The following is a 17512-nucleotide window of genomic DNA, read 5'->3' on the forward strand; positions in this document are numbered from 1 at the left end:
GCACCCCTGTGAAGTACTTGATCGATCAATTACGTAGAGCACGACTGATCAGTAGGCAATGCGGGACCGAACCCTTCACGCTTCGCTCACCACATCGCCACCGCCGTCCAGCGCGTCCGCCAGGACCTCCGCGAGATGCCGCCCCCGCACCCCAGCCAGCTGTTCCAGCTGTGTCCGGCACGAGAACCCGTCCGCCAGCACCACGGCCCCCTCCCGCGCCGCCCGCACGCCCGGCAGCAACTGCTCCTCCGCGCAACGCACCGACACCTCGAAGTGCCCCTTCTCGAAGCCGAAGTTGCCCGCGAGACCGCAGCAGCCGCCGCTCAGCTCCCCGGCGAGACCCGCCGCGTCGCGCAGACGGCGATCGGGTGCGTCGCCCAGGACCGCGTGCTGATGGCAGTGGGTCTGGCCGGCCACAGGCCGTTCGACGCGCGGCGGCGTCCAGTCGGGAGCGAGCCGCTCCAGGGCCTCCGCGAAGGTCAGGACACGGTCGGCCAGCCGGCGGGCCCGCGGATCGTCGTGCAGCAGCTCCGGCAGGTCCGAGCGGAGAGCCGCCGCGCAGCTGGGCTCCAGGACGACGACCGGCGCGGGGCCCTCCAGCACCGGCTCCATCAGGTCGAGCGTGCGGCGCAGCACCGCGCGGGCGCGGTCGAGCTGCCCCGTGGAGACGTACGTCAGCCCGCAGCAGACCCGCCCCCGCCCCCGGAGCAGCGAGACCGGGTCCATCGCCACCGCCACGCCCCCGTCGGCTCCCCCCTCCCCCGAGGGCGTCCTCATACGCACCGTCGGCGGCAACGCCACCCGCAGCCCGGCCGCCTCCAGCACACGTACGGCCGCCTGCCCCACGGACGGCGAGAGGTGCTCGGTGAAGGTGTCCGGCCACAGAATGACCAGCTCACCGCCCCCGCCCAGGCCCTCTCCGGCGGCCGCCGCCGTCCCGCGCCGCCGCTCCCACCACCGGCTGAACGTCCGTGTCGCCAGCCGCGGAATCTCCCGCTCCGGCGCGATGCCACCGAGCCGTTTCGCCACCCACGCCAACGGCCCTACGCCGGCCAAGGCATTGACCAGCGACGCGGTACGCGTGCGTGCCACCAGGCGCAGCCACTGCGGCAGCCGCCCCATGCTGTGGTGCGCGGCCGGGCGGCGCCGCCCCTCGTAGTGGTGGTGCAGGAACTCCGCCTTGTACGTGGCCATGTCGACCTCGACCGGACAGTCGGACCGGCAGCCCTTGCAGGCCAGGCACAGATCCAGCGCGTCCCGCACCTCCGTCGAACGCCACCCGTCGGTCACCAGTTCCCCGGCGAGCATCTCGTGCAACAGCCGGGCACGCCCGCGCGTGGAGTGCTCCTCGTCGCCGGTGGCCCGGAAGGACGGGCACATGACGGCGGAGCCGGTCGCCGACGTCGTACGGCATTTGGCGACCCCGACGCAGCGCCGTACGGCCGCCGAGAAGTCGCCGCCGTCGGCCGGGTACCCGAAGGCGACGTCGACCGGCTTCCGGGGCAGCACGGAGAAGCGGAGGTTGGAGTCGAGGGGCGCCGGGCGCACCAGCATGCCCGGGTTGAGCAGGTCGTCGGGATCCCACACCCCCTTGGCCCGCTCGAAGAGGCCGACCATCTCCTCCCCGTACATCCTCGGGAGCAGCTCGGCCCGCGCCTGCCCGTCCCCGTGCTCCCCGGACAGCGAGCCCCCGTGTGCCACGACGACCTCGGCGAGCTCCTCCGAGAACCGCCGGAAGCGGCCGACGCCCGCCTCCGTGAGCAGGTCGAAGTCGATGCGGACGTGGATGCAGCCGTCGCCGAAGTGCCCGTACGGCGTCCCGCGCAGCCCGTGGGCGGTCAGCAGCGCGCGGAAGTCCCGCAGGTAGGCCCCGAGCCGCGCCGGCGGCACCGCGCAGTCCTCCCAGCCGGGCCAGGCCTCGCTCCCGTCGGGCATCCGGGTCGCCGTACCGCTCGCGTCCTCCCTGATGCGCCACAGGGCCCGCTGCCCGGCGGGATCGGTGACGACGAGGGCGTCGACGACATCGGCGCCCCGCACGATCGCCTCCGCACGCGCGCGTGCCTCCCCCTCCGACTCCCCGCCCGTCTCGACGAACAGCCAGGCACCGCCGGCCGGCAGCGCGGCCGGGTCGGGCACCAGGTCGGCCGCCATGCCCTCCACCGTGAGCGGCCCGTACGGCAGCAGCCCGGCGGCCGCCTCCGCCGCCGCGCTCTCGTCGGGGTACGCCAGCACGGCGAGCGCACGCGCGCGTGGCGCCTCCACCAGCCGTACGACCGCCTCGGTGAGGATTCCGAGGGTGCCCTCGCTCCCGCAGAAGGACCGGGCGACATCGGCGCCCTTCTCGGGCAGCAGCGCGTCGAGCGCGTATCCGGAGATACGGCGGGGCAGCTCGGGGAAGCCGGTCCGCAGCCGGGCCAGGTCCCCCTCCACCAGCTCCCGCAGCCCCTGAGGCGCACCGGCCCACTCCTGCCCGAGCCGCAGCCGCGCCCCCCGCGCGGTGATCACGTCCAGCCCCCGCACACTGTCCGCGGTCGTCCCCCACGCCACCGAGTGCGAGCCGCACGAGTTGTTGCCGATCATTCCGCCGAGCGTGCAGCGGCTGTGGGTGGAGGGGTCGGGCCCGAAGCGGAGCCCGTGCGGGGCGGCGGCGTCCTGGAGACGGTCGAGGACGAGGCCGGGCTGGACGACGGCGGTACGGGTCGCGGGGTCCAGCGACACGAGCTTGTTCATGTGCCGCGTGAAGTCCAGGACGACGCCCGTGCCGGTGGCCTGTCCCGCGATCGAGGTGCCGCCGCCACGGGCCACGACCGGCACCATGTGGTCGCGACACACCTCCAGTACGGCGGCGACGTCGTCGGCGTCATGTGGTGCGACCACACCGAGTGGGACACGCCGGTAGTTGGAGGCGTCCATGGTGACCAGTGCCCGGGCGGTGACGTCGAACCGGACCTCACCCTGGACGGCGGTACGCAGCGCGGCTTCGAGATCCCTCATCCCTCCAGCAAACCAGCCGACGTCCGCCATTCCAGCCCGTCCGGCGTTTGAGGACGAGGCCGTTCAGGCCGAAGCGGGGCTCTGGGGGCGGCGGCCCCCAGCTCCGACGCCAGCCGAAACGCCGTCTCACCCGACGGACGAGGTTTCACCGAGGTTTCCCGAAACAGCTACGCTCCCCCCGTGGCTGAGATCCAGATTCCCGCTGACATCAAGCCCGCCGACGGACGTTTCGGCGCGGGCCCCTCCAAGGTGCGGACGGAAGCGCTGGACGCGCTGGCCGCGACCGGAGCCTCCCTCCTCGGTACCTCCCACCGCCAGGCCCCGGTCAAGAACCTGGTCGGCCAGGTGCGCGAGGGCATCCGCGAGCTGTTCCAGCTCCCCGAGGGCTACGAGGTCATCCTCGGCAACGGCGGCTCGACGGCGTTCTGGGACGTCGCGACGCACGGCCTGATCGAGAACAAGTCGCAGCACCTGAACTTCGGCGAGTTCAGCTCGAAGTTCGCGAAGGCCGCCAAGCTGGCCCCCTGGCTGGCCGAGCCCACCGTCATCGCCAGCGACCCCGGCACCCACCCGGAGCCGCAGGCCGAGGCGGGCGTCGACGTCTACGCCTTCACGCACAACGAGACCTCGACCGGTGTCGCGATGCCGATCAAGCGTGTGGCGGGCGCGGACGAGGGCTCCCTGGTCCTGGTCGACGCGACGTCGGGCGCCGGCGGCCTCCCGGTCGACGTCTCCGAGACCGACGTGTACTACTTCGCCCCGCAGAAGTCCTTCGCCTCCGACGGCGGCCTGTGGATCGGCGTCTTCTCCCCGGCCGCGATCGAGCGCGCCGAGCGCGTCCACGCGTCCGGCCGCCACGTCCCGGAGTTCTTCTCGCTCCCGACGGCGATCGACAACTCCCGCAAGAACCAGACGTACAACACCCCGGCCCTCTCCACCCTCTTCCTGCTGAACCAGCAGCTGGAGTGGATCAACGGCCAGGGCGGCCTGGACTGGGCGGTCCGCCGCACGGCCACCTCCGCCCGCACGCTGTACGGCTGGGCCGAGGACATCAAGTACGCCAGCCCGTTCGTCACGGACCCGGCCAAGCGCTCCCAGGTCATCGGCACGATCGACTTCTCGGACGAGATCGACGCCGCCGCCGTCGCCAAGACCCTCCGCGCCAACGGCATCGTCGACACCGAGCCCTACCGCAAGCTCGGCCGCAACCAGCTCCGCGTCGCGATGTTCCCGGCGATCGACCCGGCGGACATCGAGGCGCTGACGAAGTGCATCGACTACGTCATCGAGAAGCTGTAGTCGTTCTCTCGTACGACACGCGAAGGGCGCCCGGCGAACACCGGGCGCCCTTCGTCGTACTCAGGCCGCCGCGCCGAGCTCGCCGAGCAGCCGGAAGGTGAGGGCGTCGACCGGGCGGGCGGCGGTCGGGGTCTCCTCGCTGAAGGTGTTCACCATCATGACCACCGCCACGCCGCTCTCCCGGCTGAACGCCGCGCAGGTGCTGAACCCGCCGGTGCCGCCGTTGTGCCAGGTCATGGTGGCACCGCCGGGCAGCCGGCTCAGGTGCCAGCCGAGCCCCAGTCGCAGGTTCCGGTTCACCGTGAACCGGGGCCGCTGGGTCAGTTCGATCGCGTCCCGCAACGGCGAGATCTCGGGCCGCAGTTGGGAGCGCAGGAAGCGCACCATGTCGTCGGCGGTGCTGTACATCGACGTCCCGGCCGCGCTGAGCACCCGGTCGTGCCAGTCAGGAACCGGCTCTCCGCCGACATGCCCGACAGCCTTGCGGGACACCATGTCCGGCCGCAGGGTCGTCGTCGTGTCGACCATGCCGAGCGGCGCCGCCACCCGGTGCCGCAGCATCGCGTCGACGTCGCCGAAGGCCAGCGCCTGGCCGAGCAATCCGAACCCCAGGTTCGAGTACGCGTAGACCGCCCCCGGTTCGGTGCTCAGCTCCGTGTCGCGCAGTCCGGCGGCCAGGTCGTCGAGCGTGTAGTGCGCGTAGGGGTCGTACGGATCCGCTTCCGCGAGCAGGTTCGGCGGCAGGGAGGGCAGGCCGGAGGTGTGGGTCGCCAGGTGGGCCAGGGTGATCCGCCGAGCCCTCTTGCGCGGCACGGGAAACCCAGCGGGCAGCACGAGCGGCGCGTCCAGGCGGGCCGCGCCCGTGCCGACGGCGCGCGCGAGAGCCGTGGCGGTGAGCGTCTTGGTGATGGACCCGAGCTGGAACACCGTCCTGCCGTCCGGCGCCGCCCGCCCCACCGCCGCGCCGGCGCCCTCCACGTACGTACGCAAGCCGCGGACGACCCCGCAGATCACACTCGGACTGCCCGCGGCCACTGCCTGGTCCAGGTATCGCCTGACCAGCGCGGGCAGGCCGTCGCCGGCGGCCGCGGCGTTGCCCGGCAGCAACGACACTCCTGCCGCCGCCGTGGCCGTCGCCGTCGCGCCGAGAAACTTCCTTCGGTTCATGGGTTGCTCCCCCGTCGAGATCACCAGTCCCACTCGACATTACGTTATTACGTAATGTCGAGTAAACAGAATGTGCTCCTCGGCACAGAACAGCGAAGGGCGCCCCGGCGGATCACCGCGGGGCGCCCTTCGTCGTGTGCGGGACGACTACACGATCTGCTGCAGGAACGCCTGCCAGCTGTCGCGGGAGACGATGAGCAGGGGGCCGTTGTGCTGCTTGCTGTCGCGGACGGCCCGGCCGCCGGTCTCGGTAACGGCCACTTCTACGCATTCGTTGAGTTGCGCAGAGTAAGAGGACCTCTGGAACGAGCCCGTGACACCGGTCACGACGTACCTTTCTCGAAGGTTCGCAGCTTGCTCTGGATAAGTTTCGCGCTCACCTCCGGCGTCAACGCCGATGAGCACAGCAGGTCGAATGCGTTGGCGAACACCACCAAATCGGCAGGGGACTCAAGGACCGATGTGCTCATCAGGTCGTCCATGGTCACCACCTCGACTGCCGACTCGGTGTCGAAGCTGAAGGCGATGAAGGCAGAGGTGGCAGCCACCAGTGCTCCTGCACTGAACGGCAGAACCTGCACGGTGACATTCTCCCTCTCCCCGGCTTCAATGAGCGCCGACAGCTGCTCTCGGTGGATGTCGACGCTCGCCAGGGGATGTTCAATGGCCGCTTCCCAGATGACGGCGGAGTATCTTGCCCCACCTTCCGCGATCCTCTCCTGCCGTCGCTTCCTCACCTCCACCAAACGGGCGACATGGTCAGAGGCAAGGGCTGTGGGACCACCCGAGATAACCGCCTCCGCGTAAGCCGCGGTTTGCAGAAGTCCCGGGATCAGGACCGACTGCCACTGGCGGATATGAACAGCATCGTCTTCCAACGCAATGTAATCAAGGTAGTCCGGCCGCAGGTGCCCTTTGTGTTCACGCCACCACCCCTGTTTCTTGGAGTGCTTGGCCAACTCCTCCAGCTTGGAGCGCACTTCCGAGTCCGTGACGCCGTACGCGTCCAGCAGCAGCCGCACCTCGATCACGCGCGGCGTGGAGTGCCCACTCTCAACACGGCTGATTTTGGCCTGACTTGATGCAATGACCTCGGCAGCCTGCGGCTGGTCGAGCTTGGCGGCTTGCCGGTACTGCCTGAGCGCCGCGCCCAGGCGCCTGCTGCGCACCGTCGGCCGTGCACCTGTCGGCATGGGACCTCCCCTCTCCGGCGGAAACGATGCCACACCAACCACCAACTCCGGGAGCACATCCCACGATCGAGCGACATCTGTGCATGCATACACCGATTCTTGTTGCGCGGATTCTGGATGAGCCCATAGCTTCGAAAGGCGCTTCGACAGAGCGCATCCTTGACGTCGCGTCAGGAGGTAGGCCCGCCCATGCCCGCAACCGAAACCTTCCGCATCCCCAAGCGCAGACGACACGTCCCCACCGCCCGCCAGCACATCCGGAAGGCCCTCGCGGACTGGGGCATCACAGATGAACTCGCCGACGCCGTCCTCCTGTCGGCCAACGAACTCGTCACCAACGCCGTGACCCACTGCCGCACGTCCTACGCCCAGGTCAAGGTCACGCTCACCCTCGACGGACGGGAGCTGCTCCTGGAGGTGTGCGACCCGGACAGGGACCGGCTGCCCCGAACCCAAGACTCCGGCCCGGACGAGGAGGGCGGACGCGGACTCGCTCTCGTGGGGGAGCTTGCCGACACCTGGGGGCACCGGCAGGAGCCGTACGCGAAGTGTGTGTGGGCCCGGTTCACGCTCACCGAGTCGATGGCGAGGGCTCATGTTCCGGCTGCTTTATGACGCGGTCGCCCGACTGCTCGGCCGCCCGGCGGTGCGGGAGCGGGACCTTGCGCGGGAGGTCAGGGCGCCAGACCCGTACGTACCGCGGCTACCGAACCCGCACGACGCCCGCTGGCGCCGCTGGGCCAGGCGCAACCGCGCAGCCGGCCGCTACCTGGCCTTCCTGCCCGAGGAAGCCTGCTGGCAGCTTCCACCCCGCCACCCCGGGCCTCCCCTCTGGCGCGGCGGGGACGATCCGGTACGCCTGTACGTGCTGCACTCAGCCGTCGAGGGCTCGACGTAGCCGGGTGACGATCCGCTTGGCCTCGGAGCCGTACACGGCAGACGCGGCGTGCGTCTCCCAGACCCGTCGGTGCAAAGCGACCGCATCCGGGGCGTCGAGCCAGTGCTCGGCGTACCAGTCCTCGATCACGACGAGACGGTCGTCCACGATCGTGAAGGCGTTGCCGACCGGCAGCCGGAGCACGGCGTCGAACGGCACCACGCCAAGGTGCACACTGTCGAGGTCCAACGCTGCGAGGATCCTGTCCAGTTGCACCGCCATGACCTCCGGTGAACCGAGCCGGGCGCACAGCGCCCCTTCCCAGATCAGCTCATGCAACTCCTTGCCGGGAAGATGCAGCCACTCCTGTCGCTCCATACGCGCGCGTACCGCGTCATCTGTGTCCCTGGCGGTGTTCCTCAGCTCCGCCAGACTTTCGAAGATGCACCGCGCATAGTCGGCCGTCTGGAACAGGCCAGGAACAATGCCAGGCACCCAGGAGCGCAAGGTCTGCGAAGCGTGGACCAGGGACTTCCACTCTTCCTGAACAGGCCGATGCCCGGCTTCCACTCGTTCCTGCCAGGGGCGTACCTGCCGGCTTTCAGCCTTGGTCATGGCTCTGCCCTTCCCTTTATTCACATTGAAGGTGCGTCACGCCGTCCTGATCAGCGCAGGGCGTCGATGGCCTTCACGATCAAGGCCCGGGCGTCCGCTCCGTACACGGCCATGCTCCGAAGCTGCTCGAACGCCCTCAGGTAGAGCGCGATCTCGGAGGGCTGGGTGATGTTCACCTCAGCTGTGGCCAGCTCCACGGACACGAGGGTGTCGTCGTGTGCGGTGAACGTCTCCTGCGGCCACATAGCTCGGTCACGGGTCGCCGTCGGGATGATGCCGAATGACACCTGCGGGAGCGCCCCGGCCGTGAGGAGGTATCCCAGTTGCGCGGCCATCGCCTCGGCATCGCCGAGTTGGTAGTGAAGTACCGCTTCCTCGATGAGGAGCACGAACCGATGGCCGGGCTCATGGATCACCTGCGACCGCTGAACCCGCGCCGCGGCGGCCTGCGCCGCATCGTCGGGAACTCCGAGGAAGTGGGCGCTCATACTCAGCAGGGCCCGCGCGTATCCCTCGGTCTGGAGCAATCCCGGGACCAGAACCGGGGAGTATTCGCGCAGCAACTCGGTTGCCCGGTAAAGCTCGACATAGCTGTCCTGCAGCTTTGCCAAGCCCGTGCGCACGCGCTGTCGCCACTCGCGGTACAGGGATTCCGCGTGCTGTGAGGCCGCGATCAGATCTGGGGCCTGATCGATGGCGCCGACCGCGCGGCACCACAGGCGGATGTCCGTCGGTGACGGAGGGGTGCGGGCGTTCTCGATGCGTGAGGTCTTGGCGTGGTGCCAACCGCACTCGTTGGCCAGCTCGGTGACTGTCAGGCCGGCGTTCCTCCTCAAGTCGCGCAGTCGCCGCGCCACGTTCTCACGCGCGGCTTGGGCGGAGGAGGACGGCGACTGGGACATGAGCTGGCCAACAACGCTTCTGTCAGTGGATCTCGTATGTGTCGTGTGGAACGGCGCGTTCCCAGACTGCCTCGAAGGCGTCCGAGCACTGCTTGACGATACTCGGCTCGGTGCGCAACTCATGTGCCGGGTCGGCCCATTCACCGACGCCGGTGAAATGGTTGAAGAGGACCTGTGTCCCGTCGAAGATCCACAGATCCGCGCCCGGCAGCATCAGATCGACCGCCCGAGAGCGGGGCAGCCACCGCACCTGTTCGCCCGCCGTCACATTGACGGCGGTGCTCGCGTGCTCGTAGCGGATGTAGTCGGTGGCCGGTTCGGAGACGATACGAGCACGGCGAACGACGACGCCACGGGCGACCGTACGAGAGATCAGGTCGACCCAGGGCGCCCAGTACTCCGAGGCAGGATCGGTGTCCCTCCGGCCTGTACTCAGCCAGTTGTCGAAGTCGTCTGCCTCGTCACCGACGGCGTACTGGTCGCGCATTTCGAGGTGTACGGCGGAGCGCTGTGCGGCCGCCATGAGTTCGTCAAAGCTGGGCACGCTCTGCGGCATCACAAGCCTCCCTCAGCATCGGCACCAGGCGGGCGGGAATGCGGATCACCGTCTCGTGGTCAGGAATGCCTTGCGCATGCCCGGGTGCGGTGTTCTTCACGCACTCCGATCGCGTCTCCTCGTCGGCGGTGTAGCTCTGGAGAACGATGTCCGCGTTCTCCACGTCCACCCACGCGGTTGGGGACCCGATCTTCCCCGTGTCCGGGTCGATCCCGATGAACTGTAAGCGCATGGTTCCCTCCACTTTCGTTGCCGTGCATTGATGTGCACCAATGTGGCTTTCAATGGCGGTCCGGGCAAGAGGGCAGTGCAGTAATCACCCTGTTAAAACGCCATGCGCACATTGGTGCACATCACTGGATCCGGTGCCCGTCTCCCTCCTAGCTTGGTGACGCACCACCATCCCCGGCGAGGCAGCTGAGCCTCCCGAGGCTTGGCCGACGCCGCTGAGGAGCGCCACCATGAGGCAGGGCACAAGCCATCCCTCGGCCATCGCCACACGAGCCCCCTCCCGGCCTTCAGCACAGCTACCTGACGGCTTCGACGCATGGCTGCTGGACTGCATGCCCATCTCCGACTGCGACGTCTGCGCCGCCAACTGGCGGCAGCTCGTGGCCTGTAAGCAGTCCGGCGACATCACGCAGGCCGCGCGCCACGCCACCGAGATCCGGGACCACTCCTCTGGCGTGCACACGCCCACCGCACACCGAACAGGAAGGGGCAGCAATGCCGAACCGAAGTGACCTGTACGCGCTGGACCTATCCGACGCCGCTTTCGCGAGGGCCTGCGGCGGCAACACCCACCCCGACGGCGAGTCCTGCGTAACCCTCGCCCGGATCGGCGACGACGCCTGGGCGCTCGGTGACAGCAAACGGCCGGACGCGCAGCCCCTCCGCTTCACCACGCAGGAACTGACCGTGGCCGGCATCGATCCGGCGCGCTTCGGCCTGTCCAGCTGAGCCTCCTCAGCCTCCACTCCCAGGGCCGGTCCTGGCTCAGGGCAACCGCGGCCAGGACCGCCGACTCCAGCAAGACGGCACCGAAACGGAACGGGACACCCCGTGCACCACCACGGCTACCTCTGGATCGGCCCGAAGACCCGCTTCGATCAGGAGGCACTGCGCCGCCCGCCCCACCCCGAACCGCCCCCGGCCGGTAGCAGGCCCGAACTGATCCAGCGTTACCGTGAGGTCGCCGCGGAGTTCCCCGCATCGGATCTGCCACCGCTGGAAACGGCGTACTGGCTCGTCAAACCACGCTCGCTGGTCCGTGGCACCTGGCAAGACCCGAGGGCAGGGGCCGCCTGGCTCAGCGACCGGTTGGCCGAGTACACGCCCCGGTTCGCCTCCCCGGCCCAGCGCGATGCCCGTCACCTCACCCGTCTCGTCACCTCCACCGCCGAGCGGCTGGCAGCAGGCAGCGACGTGTCCCTCGGCTTTTACCTCGAACGACCCTCGTACCTTTCCCTGGCCTTGGTGATGTGCGACCCGAGCCACCAGTCCCGCGAACTCCCGTGTCCGCTGCAAGGATGAGGGGGCGACATCCGCGTGCGCCGCGCACCTTGCACAACCGCGGATAACCTTCATCCCCATGACGCGCGCCTGGTTCCTGCCGACGCTGTTCGTGCTCTGCGGATCAGTCGTGGCCGCCGGGCTGGTCCTCAGCGGGGCCCCGGGCGCGGCCGCCGCACTCCTGATGCTGTTCGTGCTGCTCGCGGGCGTGAACTCGCCTCTGTTCTTCCCGAGGTCGATCGGGGCGCTGGAGGCTCAGCGCCGCAGTGCGGTCGACGGCCGGCCGATCGTGTTCTGGCGGCCGGGGTGCAAGTACTGCCTGCGACTGCGCATCCGGCTGGGCCGTGATGCCCACCGGTTGCACTGGGTCGACATCTGGCAGGACCCCGCTGGAGCGGCATCCGTCAGGGCGGCCAACGACGGCGACGAGACCGTGCCGACCGTGGTCGTGGCAGGTCGGCCGCACGTCAACCCCGGTCATGCATGGGTGCGCGCACAACTGTCCCGCACGGGTGCGGAAAGAACATGAACAAGAACATGAACGCATGGCCGGCCCCCAGGGGGCGGAGGGACACCCGGCACCAACCCGGGCGCCCCTCACACTCACGTAGCCGCGCACCTCGTCCTCAGGTCGCCGTGCAGCTCACACCAGGCATGCCCCCACCACCAGGCGCCCCCGAGAAGCCGAAGCTCGCCGAACCACCGACCCCGATCGCCCCGTTGTGGTCCGCGTTCGACGCGCTGACGGTGCCGCCGCTCTGGGTGTAGGAGGCGTTCCACATGCTGGTGACCTTCTGGGTGCCGCTCCAGGTCCAGGTCACCTTCCAGGACTTGAGCGGAGTCGTCCCCGTGTTGGCCACCTTCACCTCCGCATTGAACCCGCCACCCCAGTCACTGCTGACGCTGTAGGCGGCGGTGCATGCGGCCGAACCGCCACCCGGGTCAGGGTCCGGGTCGGGGTCCGGGTCGGGGTCACCTCCGCCGCCGGCCGGGAAGCCCGGTGCCTTGATGCTCGCCAGGTAGCCGTCCTTCACCGTGTCGACGGTCTGCCAGTCGTCCTTGAGGATGCCGCCCGTGTCGCCGGAGTTGGGGTTCCAGGACCAGAAGGTCCAGTGGAAGGAGTCGGCGCCGTACGTCGAGGTCGAGCGCAGGTAGGTAACGAGCGTGGCCAGCCACTTCTGGTCCGCCGCGGGCTGGAGTGTCGTACCGAACTCGCCGAGCCAGACCGGGGCGATGTTCTGCTTGAAGACGTAGCCCCAGTACTTGTCCCAGACGCCCGGCAGGTTGTCGGGGAACGACGGGTCGCTGAACCAGGGCTGCTGGGCGACGCTGGTGGCGTAGTCGTGGGCCGAGTAGACGAGCCGGTTGGGGACGTCCAGTTGGACCGGGTACTGGGCGACGCCCATGAGGTTGCCGCCCCACCAGCCGTTGACGCCGTTGTACGACTGGACACCCTCGACCATGACGAGGAGGTTCGGGTTGGCGGCCAGGACCGCGTTGCCGGCCCGCTGGGCGGCGAGGCGCCAGTCGCGGGTCGTGTCGCCGCAGCCCCAGCAGGCCGGGTCGTGCGGCTCGTTGTGCAGGTCGATGCCGACGACGGTCGGGTTGCCGGCGTAACGCGTGGCCAGCGACCTGAGGTTGGCGATCCAGGTCGACTCGGGGACCGCCGAGGTGTACCAGAGCGCCGACTGGCCGCCCGCGTCGGGACGGTGCCGGTCGAGGACGATCTTGAGGCCGATCTGACCGGCGTACGCCACGATCCTGTCCATGACCTGCAAGGACGTCAGCCCTTGCAGGTCCGCGTTCTTGCCGTCGGCGTAGTTGATGCTGTCCGGCATCGTGCCTGACTTGAGGATGTCGTCGCTGAAGGGCAGGCGGAGGGTGTTGTAGCCCAGCGAGGTCATCTGGTCGAGCATGCTCTTGTAGTCGCGGGCCCACAGGCCGTGGACGACGTGGTTGCCGGTCTCGAAGCCGAACCAGTTGATGCCGGCGATACGGACCGGCTGCCCGGCCACGTCCAGGATCTGCCGGCCGCTGGTGTGCCAGTAGCCGGCGCCGGCCTCGGCGGCGGCCCGTACCTCGCCGGGCCTCGCCGCGTCGGCGGCCTGCGCCCCGGCCCCCAGCGGTAACAGCAGCGCCGCCGCGGCCACGCACAACGCTCTTCGCAAGCTGCGGAACATGTCCCTTGTTCCTCTCGGGGTAGCGCGGCCCCGGAACGATGGGAGCGCTCCCATGCACCGCGCACCTCCCAGGAAACTGACGCGCCATGGGCACGTCAAGGAGGTGCGCGGGCATTCTCCGGTTCAGCCCGGGCACGGTCGGGCTCGACCGGACCACGATCGGACCCGACCGGACCACGATCGGACCCGCCGGACCGCAATCGGACCCGACCGACCACGATCGGACCCGACCGGACCGCAATCGGACCCGACCAGACCCCGTCACCGGCTCAGCTTCTGGAACCGGCGCACCGCCAGCGGCAGGAAGATCGCCGTGAGGATCACCGGCCACACCCCCGCCATCAGCAGCGCATGCTGCTCGACCCACGAGTCCCCGGCCACCGCCTCGCCCGGCACCCCGAACAGCTCGCGGCTGGCCGCCGCCGTGGAGGAGATCGGGTTCCAGGCCGCCAACCAGCCGAGCCAGTCGGGCATCAGCTGGGGCGCGACGAAGATGCTGGAAATCATCGTGAGCGGGAAGGCGACGGCGAACAGGCCACCGGCGGCCTCCGGGTTGGGCACCAGCAGCCCCAGCCACACGCCGATCCAGATCAGCGCGAACCGCAGCCACAGCAGCAGACCGAAGGCGCCGAGGAAGCCGAGGCCGCCGTCCGGCCGCCAGCCCATCGCGAAGGCCGTCAGCATCATGATCGCCAACTCGGCGCAGGCGGCCAGCAGATCGGTGATCCCGCGCCCCGGCGACCACGGCGGACGAGGCCATCGGCATGGAGCGGAAGCGGTCGATGACGCCCTTGGTCGAGTCGAAGACGACCAGCGTCGCGGTGTTGATGAAGCCGAAGGCCATCGTCATCACGAACATGCCCGGCATCAGGAAGTCCTTGTAGTCCCCGCCGCCGGGCACCTTCATGGCGCTGCCGAAGACATAGCCGTAGAGGAGGACCGGGGCATGGGGCCCCAGCCGCGTTGTCGTCGACCTAGGACGTCGGCTCCGCCACCATGGCGATCCAGCTCAGCAGCCCCACGGGTACGGCGACCAGGACGGCGTACCCCACCCGGTCGGCCACCTTCTGGCGCCTCGACGGCTCCCGGCGAGGGTCCTCGCGGCGTCGGTCCGTCCCACGCGGCTTGATCGCCTGGTAGGCGAGGACCGCGAGGACGGCCACGCAGAGGGAGACCTGCCAGAGTTCGCCCACGACGCCCCAGAACCCGACCCGTTGAACGGTCTGCGCCTCGATGCCCTGCCGCGCCTCGAACTCGCTGCCGTCCGGGTAGTCGCGCCCGGTGTCCTCGAGGTCCACGGAGACCGCGTCGTCGGCGGTGCCGTCGTCCGGCGTGAAGTCGCCGTAGCAGTCGTAGTCGGAGTTCTTGCCCCGGGGATCGGTGTCGTAGCAGCGCTCGACCTTGTATGTGCCCCGGGTGCCGTAGAGGCCGGCGGAAAGGGCCAGGTCGGCGGTCGAGGTGACGCACCAGAAGGCGGTGACGAGGGCCAGGAGGACGCCGGAGACCCAGCCGAGGACGCGCTTCATCCGGCCACCATGACATTCGGTTCCTTCTCCAACAGCCGGGAGATGCCCGCCTGTTCGGCGAGGAAGGTGCGCTGCGGCCCGGCCTGCGCGCGTTCCTCCTCGTACTTCTCCCAGGGGGCGGGCTGCACGAAGAGCATGGCGTTGCTCCCCGGCACGATCATGACGCCGCCGAAGGCCGGGTCACCGGCGAACCAGGCGCCGCCCTCCTCGGCCTCCTCCGGCCAGCCGCGCACCGTCGAGGCGTTGACCGCACGCAGCGAAGGGGCACCGTGCTGCCCGCGCAACGAAAGCCGGACGGTGTGCACCGTGCCGAGGTACTTCCACTCGGAGCCCTTCTTGGACACCCGGGTGCGGTACTCCAGCGGATAGGTGCGCAGCACCTGCCCGCACACCTTGAGCCGGGAGCCGTGGCGCAGCCGGAGCGCGAGGAAGATCAGCACGAAGAAGGCGGCCGGGATGCCGTACGCGGGCAGGGCGGCGTCGTACCCGACCGTGTGCGCCGCGAACGGCACCGCGAACAGGCCCGCGGCGAGCGCGAGGCGCGCGGCCGTGTGCCGGTACAGCAGTGTGCGGTTGTGCTTGAGCACCTGGGCGATGTCGGGTGCCACGGGTGGGTTGTCCATGCGGAGCGGGATGGTCCTTCGCACGAGATCGCTGGGGCGCACGATCGCAACGTCGCAAGGTCGCAAGGTCGCAAGGTCGCAAGATCGGCGGGCTGGGCCCGGGTGACGCTATCAGGGGCCCCGTCAGGCCCCGCCGCCCGCTCGCGATCCTGCGCGATCCCCCCTCATCCCCTCCGCAACAGCCGCCGCATCCCGAACAGGACCACACACGCGGCGATCACCGCGAAGGCACCCACCTTGAGCTTGCCGTCAGGGCCGTGGCCCCCGTCGTCCGACGAAGCCGAACTGCCGCTTCCGGACGACGAGTCGGAGGACCCGGCGTCCCCGGGCGCGGGTTCCGCGACCACCGCGCTGCCGACGCCCTCGCTGCCGAGCATCAGCTTGGTGCCGTCGGTCGAGTAGCTGGCGGACTCGCCCTGGCCGAGGGGGACGCTGATGCGCTCCAGCCGCTTGAGCTTGCCGCCGTTCCAGTCGTAGGCGATGCCGCCGAAGTAGCCGCGTACGGCGAGGGTCCGGCCGTCCGGGGAGAGGGCGGCGTCGGTGGCCCAGAGGTCGACGGGGACAGTGGGCTTGAAGACGTTCGTGCCGGAGGCGGAGAGCTTGGCCGGGCCCTCGTACAGGTGCCCGCCGTCCTCCTGCTTGTCGATGATGTAGACGCGCCCGGTCTTGGGGTGCACGGCGAGCGACTCGGCGTCACGGGTGCCGTCGGAGTACTTCACGACGTACTGCGTGGCCCGGATCGTCTGGTCCTTCAGCGTCTTGGGCTCGGGGAGGCGGTAGATCCAGACGTACGGCCACTGCACGCCGTCGTTGTCGCCGATGTCGCCGACCCAGATCTCGTTGTCCGGCCCGATGGAGATCGCCTCGACGTCACGCGGGGTGCCCACGCCGGTCATGGTGATCCTCGCGACCGTCTCGCCGGTGCCGCTGTCCACGGCGTAGAGGTAGGCGCCCTCGTCCTGGTCGTTGTGCGTCCAGTAGATACCGGGGTGCTGACGCGAGGCGGCGAGACCGCTGGACTCGGTGATGCGCGGGTCCTTGATCGTGAAGTCCTCGTTGCCCTTGCCGTCTCCGTCGGCCGCGGAGGCGGAGGCAGGCAGGGCGCAGGCCCCCGCGAGCAGGAGTCCGGCGAGTAGGGCGATCGGTCGACGCATGAGCCAAGCCTGCCATCCGGCCCGGCGATTCGGCGGACGGGTCGGCGGACGGGTCGGCGGACGGTGGCGGGGCGGGGGGCGGCGCCCGTCCGCCACCTCCGCGCACCGCCCCACCCGGCGTGGCAGGCGCGTGGCAGGCGTGGCAGGCTTCACACCCCCGCCCGCTCCTACCCTCCGGTAGCGATCGTCCATCATGAGCGGATGCTCAGGTTCATGCCCGTCGGCGACTCCCAGACCATCGGCAGCGCCGGCGAACACACGTGGCGCTACCGCATGTGGCAGCACCTGCGTAAGACGTACGGCGGCCCCTTCGCCCTCGTCGGCCCGCGCGAGACGCTCTACGACAAGGCGACGGACGCGCCCACCTCGTACGAGTACGCCGACCCCGACCCGGCCTTCCCCCGCGCCCACCTGGCCGGCTGGGGCGAGGGCTGGCTGCACATGGCGCCGCTGATCGGCGGGGCGGTGCGGTCGTGCCGTGCGGACGTGCTGCTGGTGTCCCTGGGATTGATCGACCTCGGCTTCTACACGAACGCCGAGCAGACCGCGCAGAACGTACGGTCCTTCGTGGCCGAGGCCCGCTCGGCGAACCCCCGGGTGCGCATCGTCGTCCTGCCGGTGATCCCGAACATCCGCGCCGAGGCGGAGGAACCCTTCGCCACCGAGGTCGCCCGCTTCAACGAACTCCTCGCGAAGGCCCTCGCGGACCTCGACGAGCCGCGCTCCCCCCTCCTGCTGACGTCCCCACCCCCGTCGTACGACATCCACCTCGACACCTACGACGGTACGCACCCGAACGCGAGCGGCGAGCACAAGATCGCGGAGGCGTTCGCGGGGGCGATGTACCAGGCGTGGGACCTGGGCGAGCCCTACGCGCCCTGACCCTCCTCGCCCCGACCCTGGTCCGATGAGAG

At 69.8% G+C, this 17512-nt stretch carries 20 protein-coding genes and 1 pseudogene; 8 read left to right on the forward strand and 13 right to left on the reverse strand.

All coding sequences use genetic code 11. The features are described from left to right. Positions 1 to 75: 75 nt before the first annotated feature. A complete protein-coding gene (locus AQJ67_RS42575; RefSeq protein ID WP_062725258.1) occupies positions 76 to 2994 on the reverse strand; it encodes an FAD-binding and (Fe-S)-binding domain-containing protein in 2919 nt (972 codons plus the stop codon). A 180-nt stretch (positions 2995 to 3174) separates the two neighbouring features. Here AQJ67_RS42575 and serC point away from each other — a divergent pair, with 180 nt between their 5' ends. Next, positions 3175 to 4293 carry a phosphoserine transaminase gene (serC, locus tag AQJ67_RS42580; protein WP_062725260.1) on the forward strand — a complete coding sequence of 373 codons (1119 nt, stop codon included), beginning with the start codon at positions 3175 to 3177 and terminating at the stop codon, positions 4291 to 4293. Positions 4294 to 4353: 60 nt separating this feature from the next. Here the strand turns inward: serC and AQJ67_RS42585 are convergent, their stop codons facing one another. The 3 genes from AQJ67_RS42585 to AQJ67_RS42595 form a co-directional block, all read right to left on the reverse strand. Next, entirely contained in the window at positions 4354 to 5460 is a 1107-nt protein-coding gene (locus tag AQJ67_RS42585; protein WP_062725262.1) for a serine hydrolase domain-containing protein, read from the reverse strand. Between the two features lie 147 nt (positions 5461 to 5607). Beyond that, positions 5608 to 5865: a DUF397 domain-containing protein gene (locus AQJ67_RS42590; RefSeq protein ID WP_341846200.1), complete on the reverse strand. Its 258-nt coding sequence runs from the start codon at positions 5863 to 5865 to the stop codon at positions 5608 to 5610. Beyond that, a complete protein-coding gene (locus tag AQJ67_RS42595) occupies positions 5784 to 6653 on the reverse strand; it encodes a helix-turn-helix domain-containing protein (RefSeq protein WP_062725267.1) in 870 nt (289 codons plus the stop codon). The genes AQJ67_RS42590 and AQJ67_RS42595 overlap by 82 nt, the downstream gene beginning before the upstream one ends. 189 nt (positions 6654 to 6842) lie before the next feature. Here AQJ67_RS42595 and AQJ67_RS42600 point away from each other — a divergent pair, with 189 nt between their 5' ends. Together AQJ67_RS42600 and AQJ67_RS46400 are read left to right on the forward strand one after the other, a co-directional pair. Then, positions 6843 to 7268 (forward strand): ATP-binding protein, encoded by a 426-nt coding sequence (locus AQJ67_RS42600; RefSeq protein ID WP_062725269.1) that lies wholly within the window; start codon positions 6843 to 6845, stop codon positions 7266 to 7268. Continuing rightward, entirely contained in the window at positions 7249 to 7551 is a 303-nt protein-coding gene (locus tag AQJ67_RS46400) for a hypothetical protein (RefSeq protein ID WP_079056535.1), read from the forward strand. The genes AQJ67_RS42600 and AQJ67_RS46400 overlap by 20 nt, the downstream gene beginning before the upstream one ends. Here the strand turns inward: AQJ67_RS46400 and AQJ67_RS42605 are convergent. Genes AQJ67_RS42605 through AQJ67_RS42620 form a run of 4 tightly spaced genes read right to left on the reverse strand, consistent with a single transcriptional unit; the run spans position 7528 to position 9835 of the window. Then, positions 7528 to 8145: a DUF5753 domain-containing protein gene (locus AQJ67_RS42605; RefSeq protein WP_244190794.1), complete on the reverse strand. Its 618-nt coding sequence runs from the start codon at positions 8143 to 8145 to the stop codon at positions 7528 to 7530. The genes AQJ67_RS46400 and AQJ67_RS42605 overlap by 24 nt on opposite strands. 50 nt (positions 8146 to 8195) lie before the next feature. Continuing rightward, positions 8196 to 9047, reverse strand: coding sequence for a helix-turn-helix domain-containing protein (locus AQJ67_RS42610; protein WP_062725274.1), 852 nt, complete (start codon positions 9045 to 9047; stop codon positions 8196 to 8198). Between the two features lie 22 nt (positions 9048 to 9069). Beyond that, positions 9070 to 9603 carry a DUF6879 family protein gene (locus AQJ67_RS42615; protein ID WP_062725276.1) on the reverse strand — a complete coding sequence of 178 codons (534 nt, stop codon included), beginning with the start codon at positions 9601 to 9603 and terminating at the stop codon, positions 9070 to 9072. Further along, positions 9578 to 9835 carry a hypothetical protein gene (locus AQJ67_RS42620; protein WP_062725279.1) on the reverse strand — a complete coding sequence of 86 codons (258 nt, stop codon included), beginning with the start codon at positions 9833 to 9835 and terminating at the stop codon, positions 9578 to 9580. The genes AQJ67_RS42615 and AQJ67_RS42620 overlap by 26 nt, the downstream gene beginning before the upstream one ends. Positions 9836 to 10064: 229 nt before the next feature. On the opposite strand from AQJ67_RS42620, the gene AQJ67_RS46405 reads away from it, so the two are divergent. From AQJ67_RS46405 to AQJ67_RS42635, 4 genes are all read left to right on the forward strand, one after another. After that, the gene (locus tag AQJ67_RS46405) at positions 10065 to 10346 is read left to right on the forward strand and encodes a hypothetical protein (RefSeq protein WP_244190795.1); all 282 of its coding nucleotides are present in this window, start codon (positions 10065 to 10067) and stop codon (positions 10344 to 10346) included. Beyond that, positions 10330 to 10563, forward strand: coding sequence for a DUF397 domain-containing protein (locus tag AQJ67_RS42625; protein WP_062725281.1), 234 nt, complete (start codon positions 10330 to 10332; stop codon positions 10561 to 10563). The genes AQJ67_RS46405 and AQJ67_RS42625 overlap by 17 nt, the downstream gene beginning before the upstream one ends. A 102-nt stretch (positions 10564 to 10665) precedes the next feature. After that, the gene (locus AQJ67_RS42630; protein ID WP_062725284.1) at positions 10666 to 11136 is read left to right on the forward strand and encodes a hypothetical protein; all 471 of its coding nucleotides are present in this window, start codon (positions 10666 to 10668) and stop codon (positions 11134 to 11136) included. Positions 11137 to 11194: 58 nt separating this feature from the next. Continuing rightward, positions 11195 to 11644, forward strand: a complete 450-nt coding sequence (locus AQJ67_RS42635) for a glutaredoxin domain-containing protein (RefSeq protein ID WP_062725286.1) — start codon at positions 11195 to 11197, stop codon at positions 11642 to 11644. Positions 11645 to 11741: 97 nt separating this feature from the next. Here AQJ67_RS42635 and AQJ67_RS42640 read toward each other — a convergent pair whose 3' ends face one another. From AQJ67_RS42640 to AQJ67_RS42660, 5 genes and pseudogenes are all read right to left on the reverse strand, one after another. Then, positions 11742 to 13295 (reverse strand): cellulase family glycosylhydrolase, encoded by a 1554-nt coding sequence (locus AQJ67_RS42640; protein ID WP_062725288.1) that lies wholly within the window; start codon positions 13293 to 13295, stop codon positions 11742 to 11744. A gap of 261 nt (positions 13296 to 13556) precedes the next feature. Next, positions 13557 to 14253, reverse strand: a pseudogene (locus AQJ67_RS42645) (ABC transporter permease); the annotation flags it as partial. 16 nt (positions 14254 to 14269) lie between these two features. Further along, a complete protein-coding gene (locus tag AQJ67_RS42650) occupies positions 14270 to 14821 on the reverse strand; it encodes a hypothetical protein (protein ID WP_062725290.1) in 552 nt (183 codons plus the stop codon). Next, complete coding sequence (locus tag AQJ67_RS42655) at positions 14818 to 15444, reverse strand: hypothetical protein (protein ID WP_062725292.1); 627 nt, start codon at positions 15442 to 15444, stop codon at positions 14818 to 14820. The genes AQJ67_RS42650 and AQJ67_RS42655 overlap by 4 nt, the downstream gene beginning before the upstream one ends. 164 nt (positions 15445 to 15608) lie before the next feature. Beyond that, the gene (locus tag AQJ67_RS42660; protein ID WP_062725294.1) at positions 15609 to 16598 is read right to left on the reverse strand and encodes a hypothetical protein; all 990 of its coding nucleotides are present in this window, start codon (positions 16596 to 16598) and stop codon (positions 15609 to 15611) included. A 201-nt stretch (positions 16599 to 16799) separates the two neighbouring features. Between AQJ67_RS42660 and AQJ67_RS42665 the strand changes: the two genes are divergently transcribed. Then, positions 16800 to 17480: an SGNH/GDSL hydrolase family protein gene (locus AQJ67_RS42665; RefSeq protein WP_062725296.1), complete on the forward strand. Its 681-nt coding sequence runs from the start codon at positions 16800 to 16802 to the stop codon at positions 17478 to 17480. The last annotated feature ends 32 nt before the right edge of the window (positions 17481 to 17512 follow it).

The organism is Streptomyces caeruleatus (assembly GCF_001514235.1).
GTDB lineage: Bacteria > Actinomycetota > Actinomycetes > Streptomycetales > Streptomycetaceae > Streptomyces > Streptomyces caeruleatus.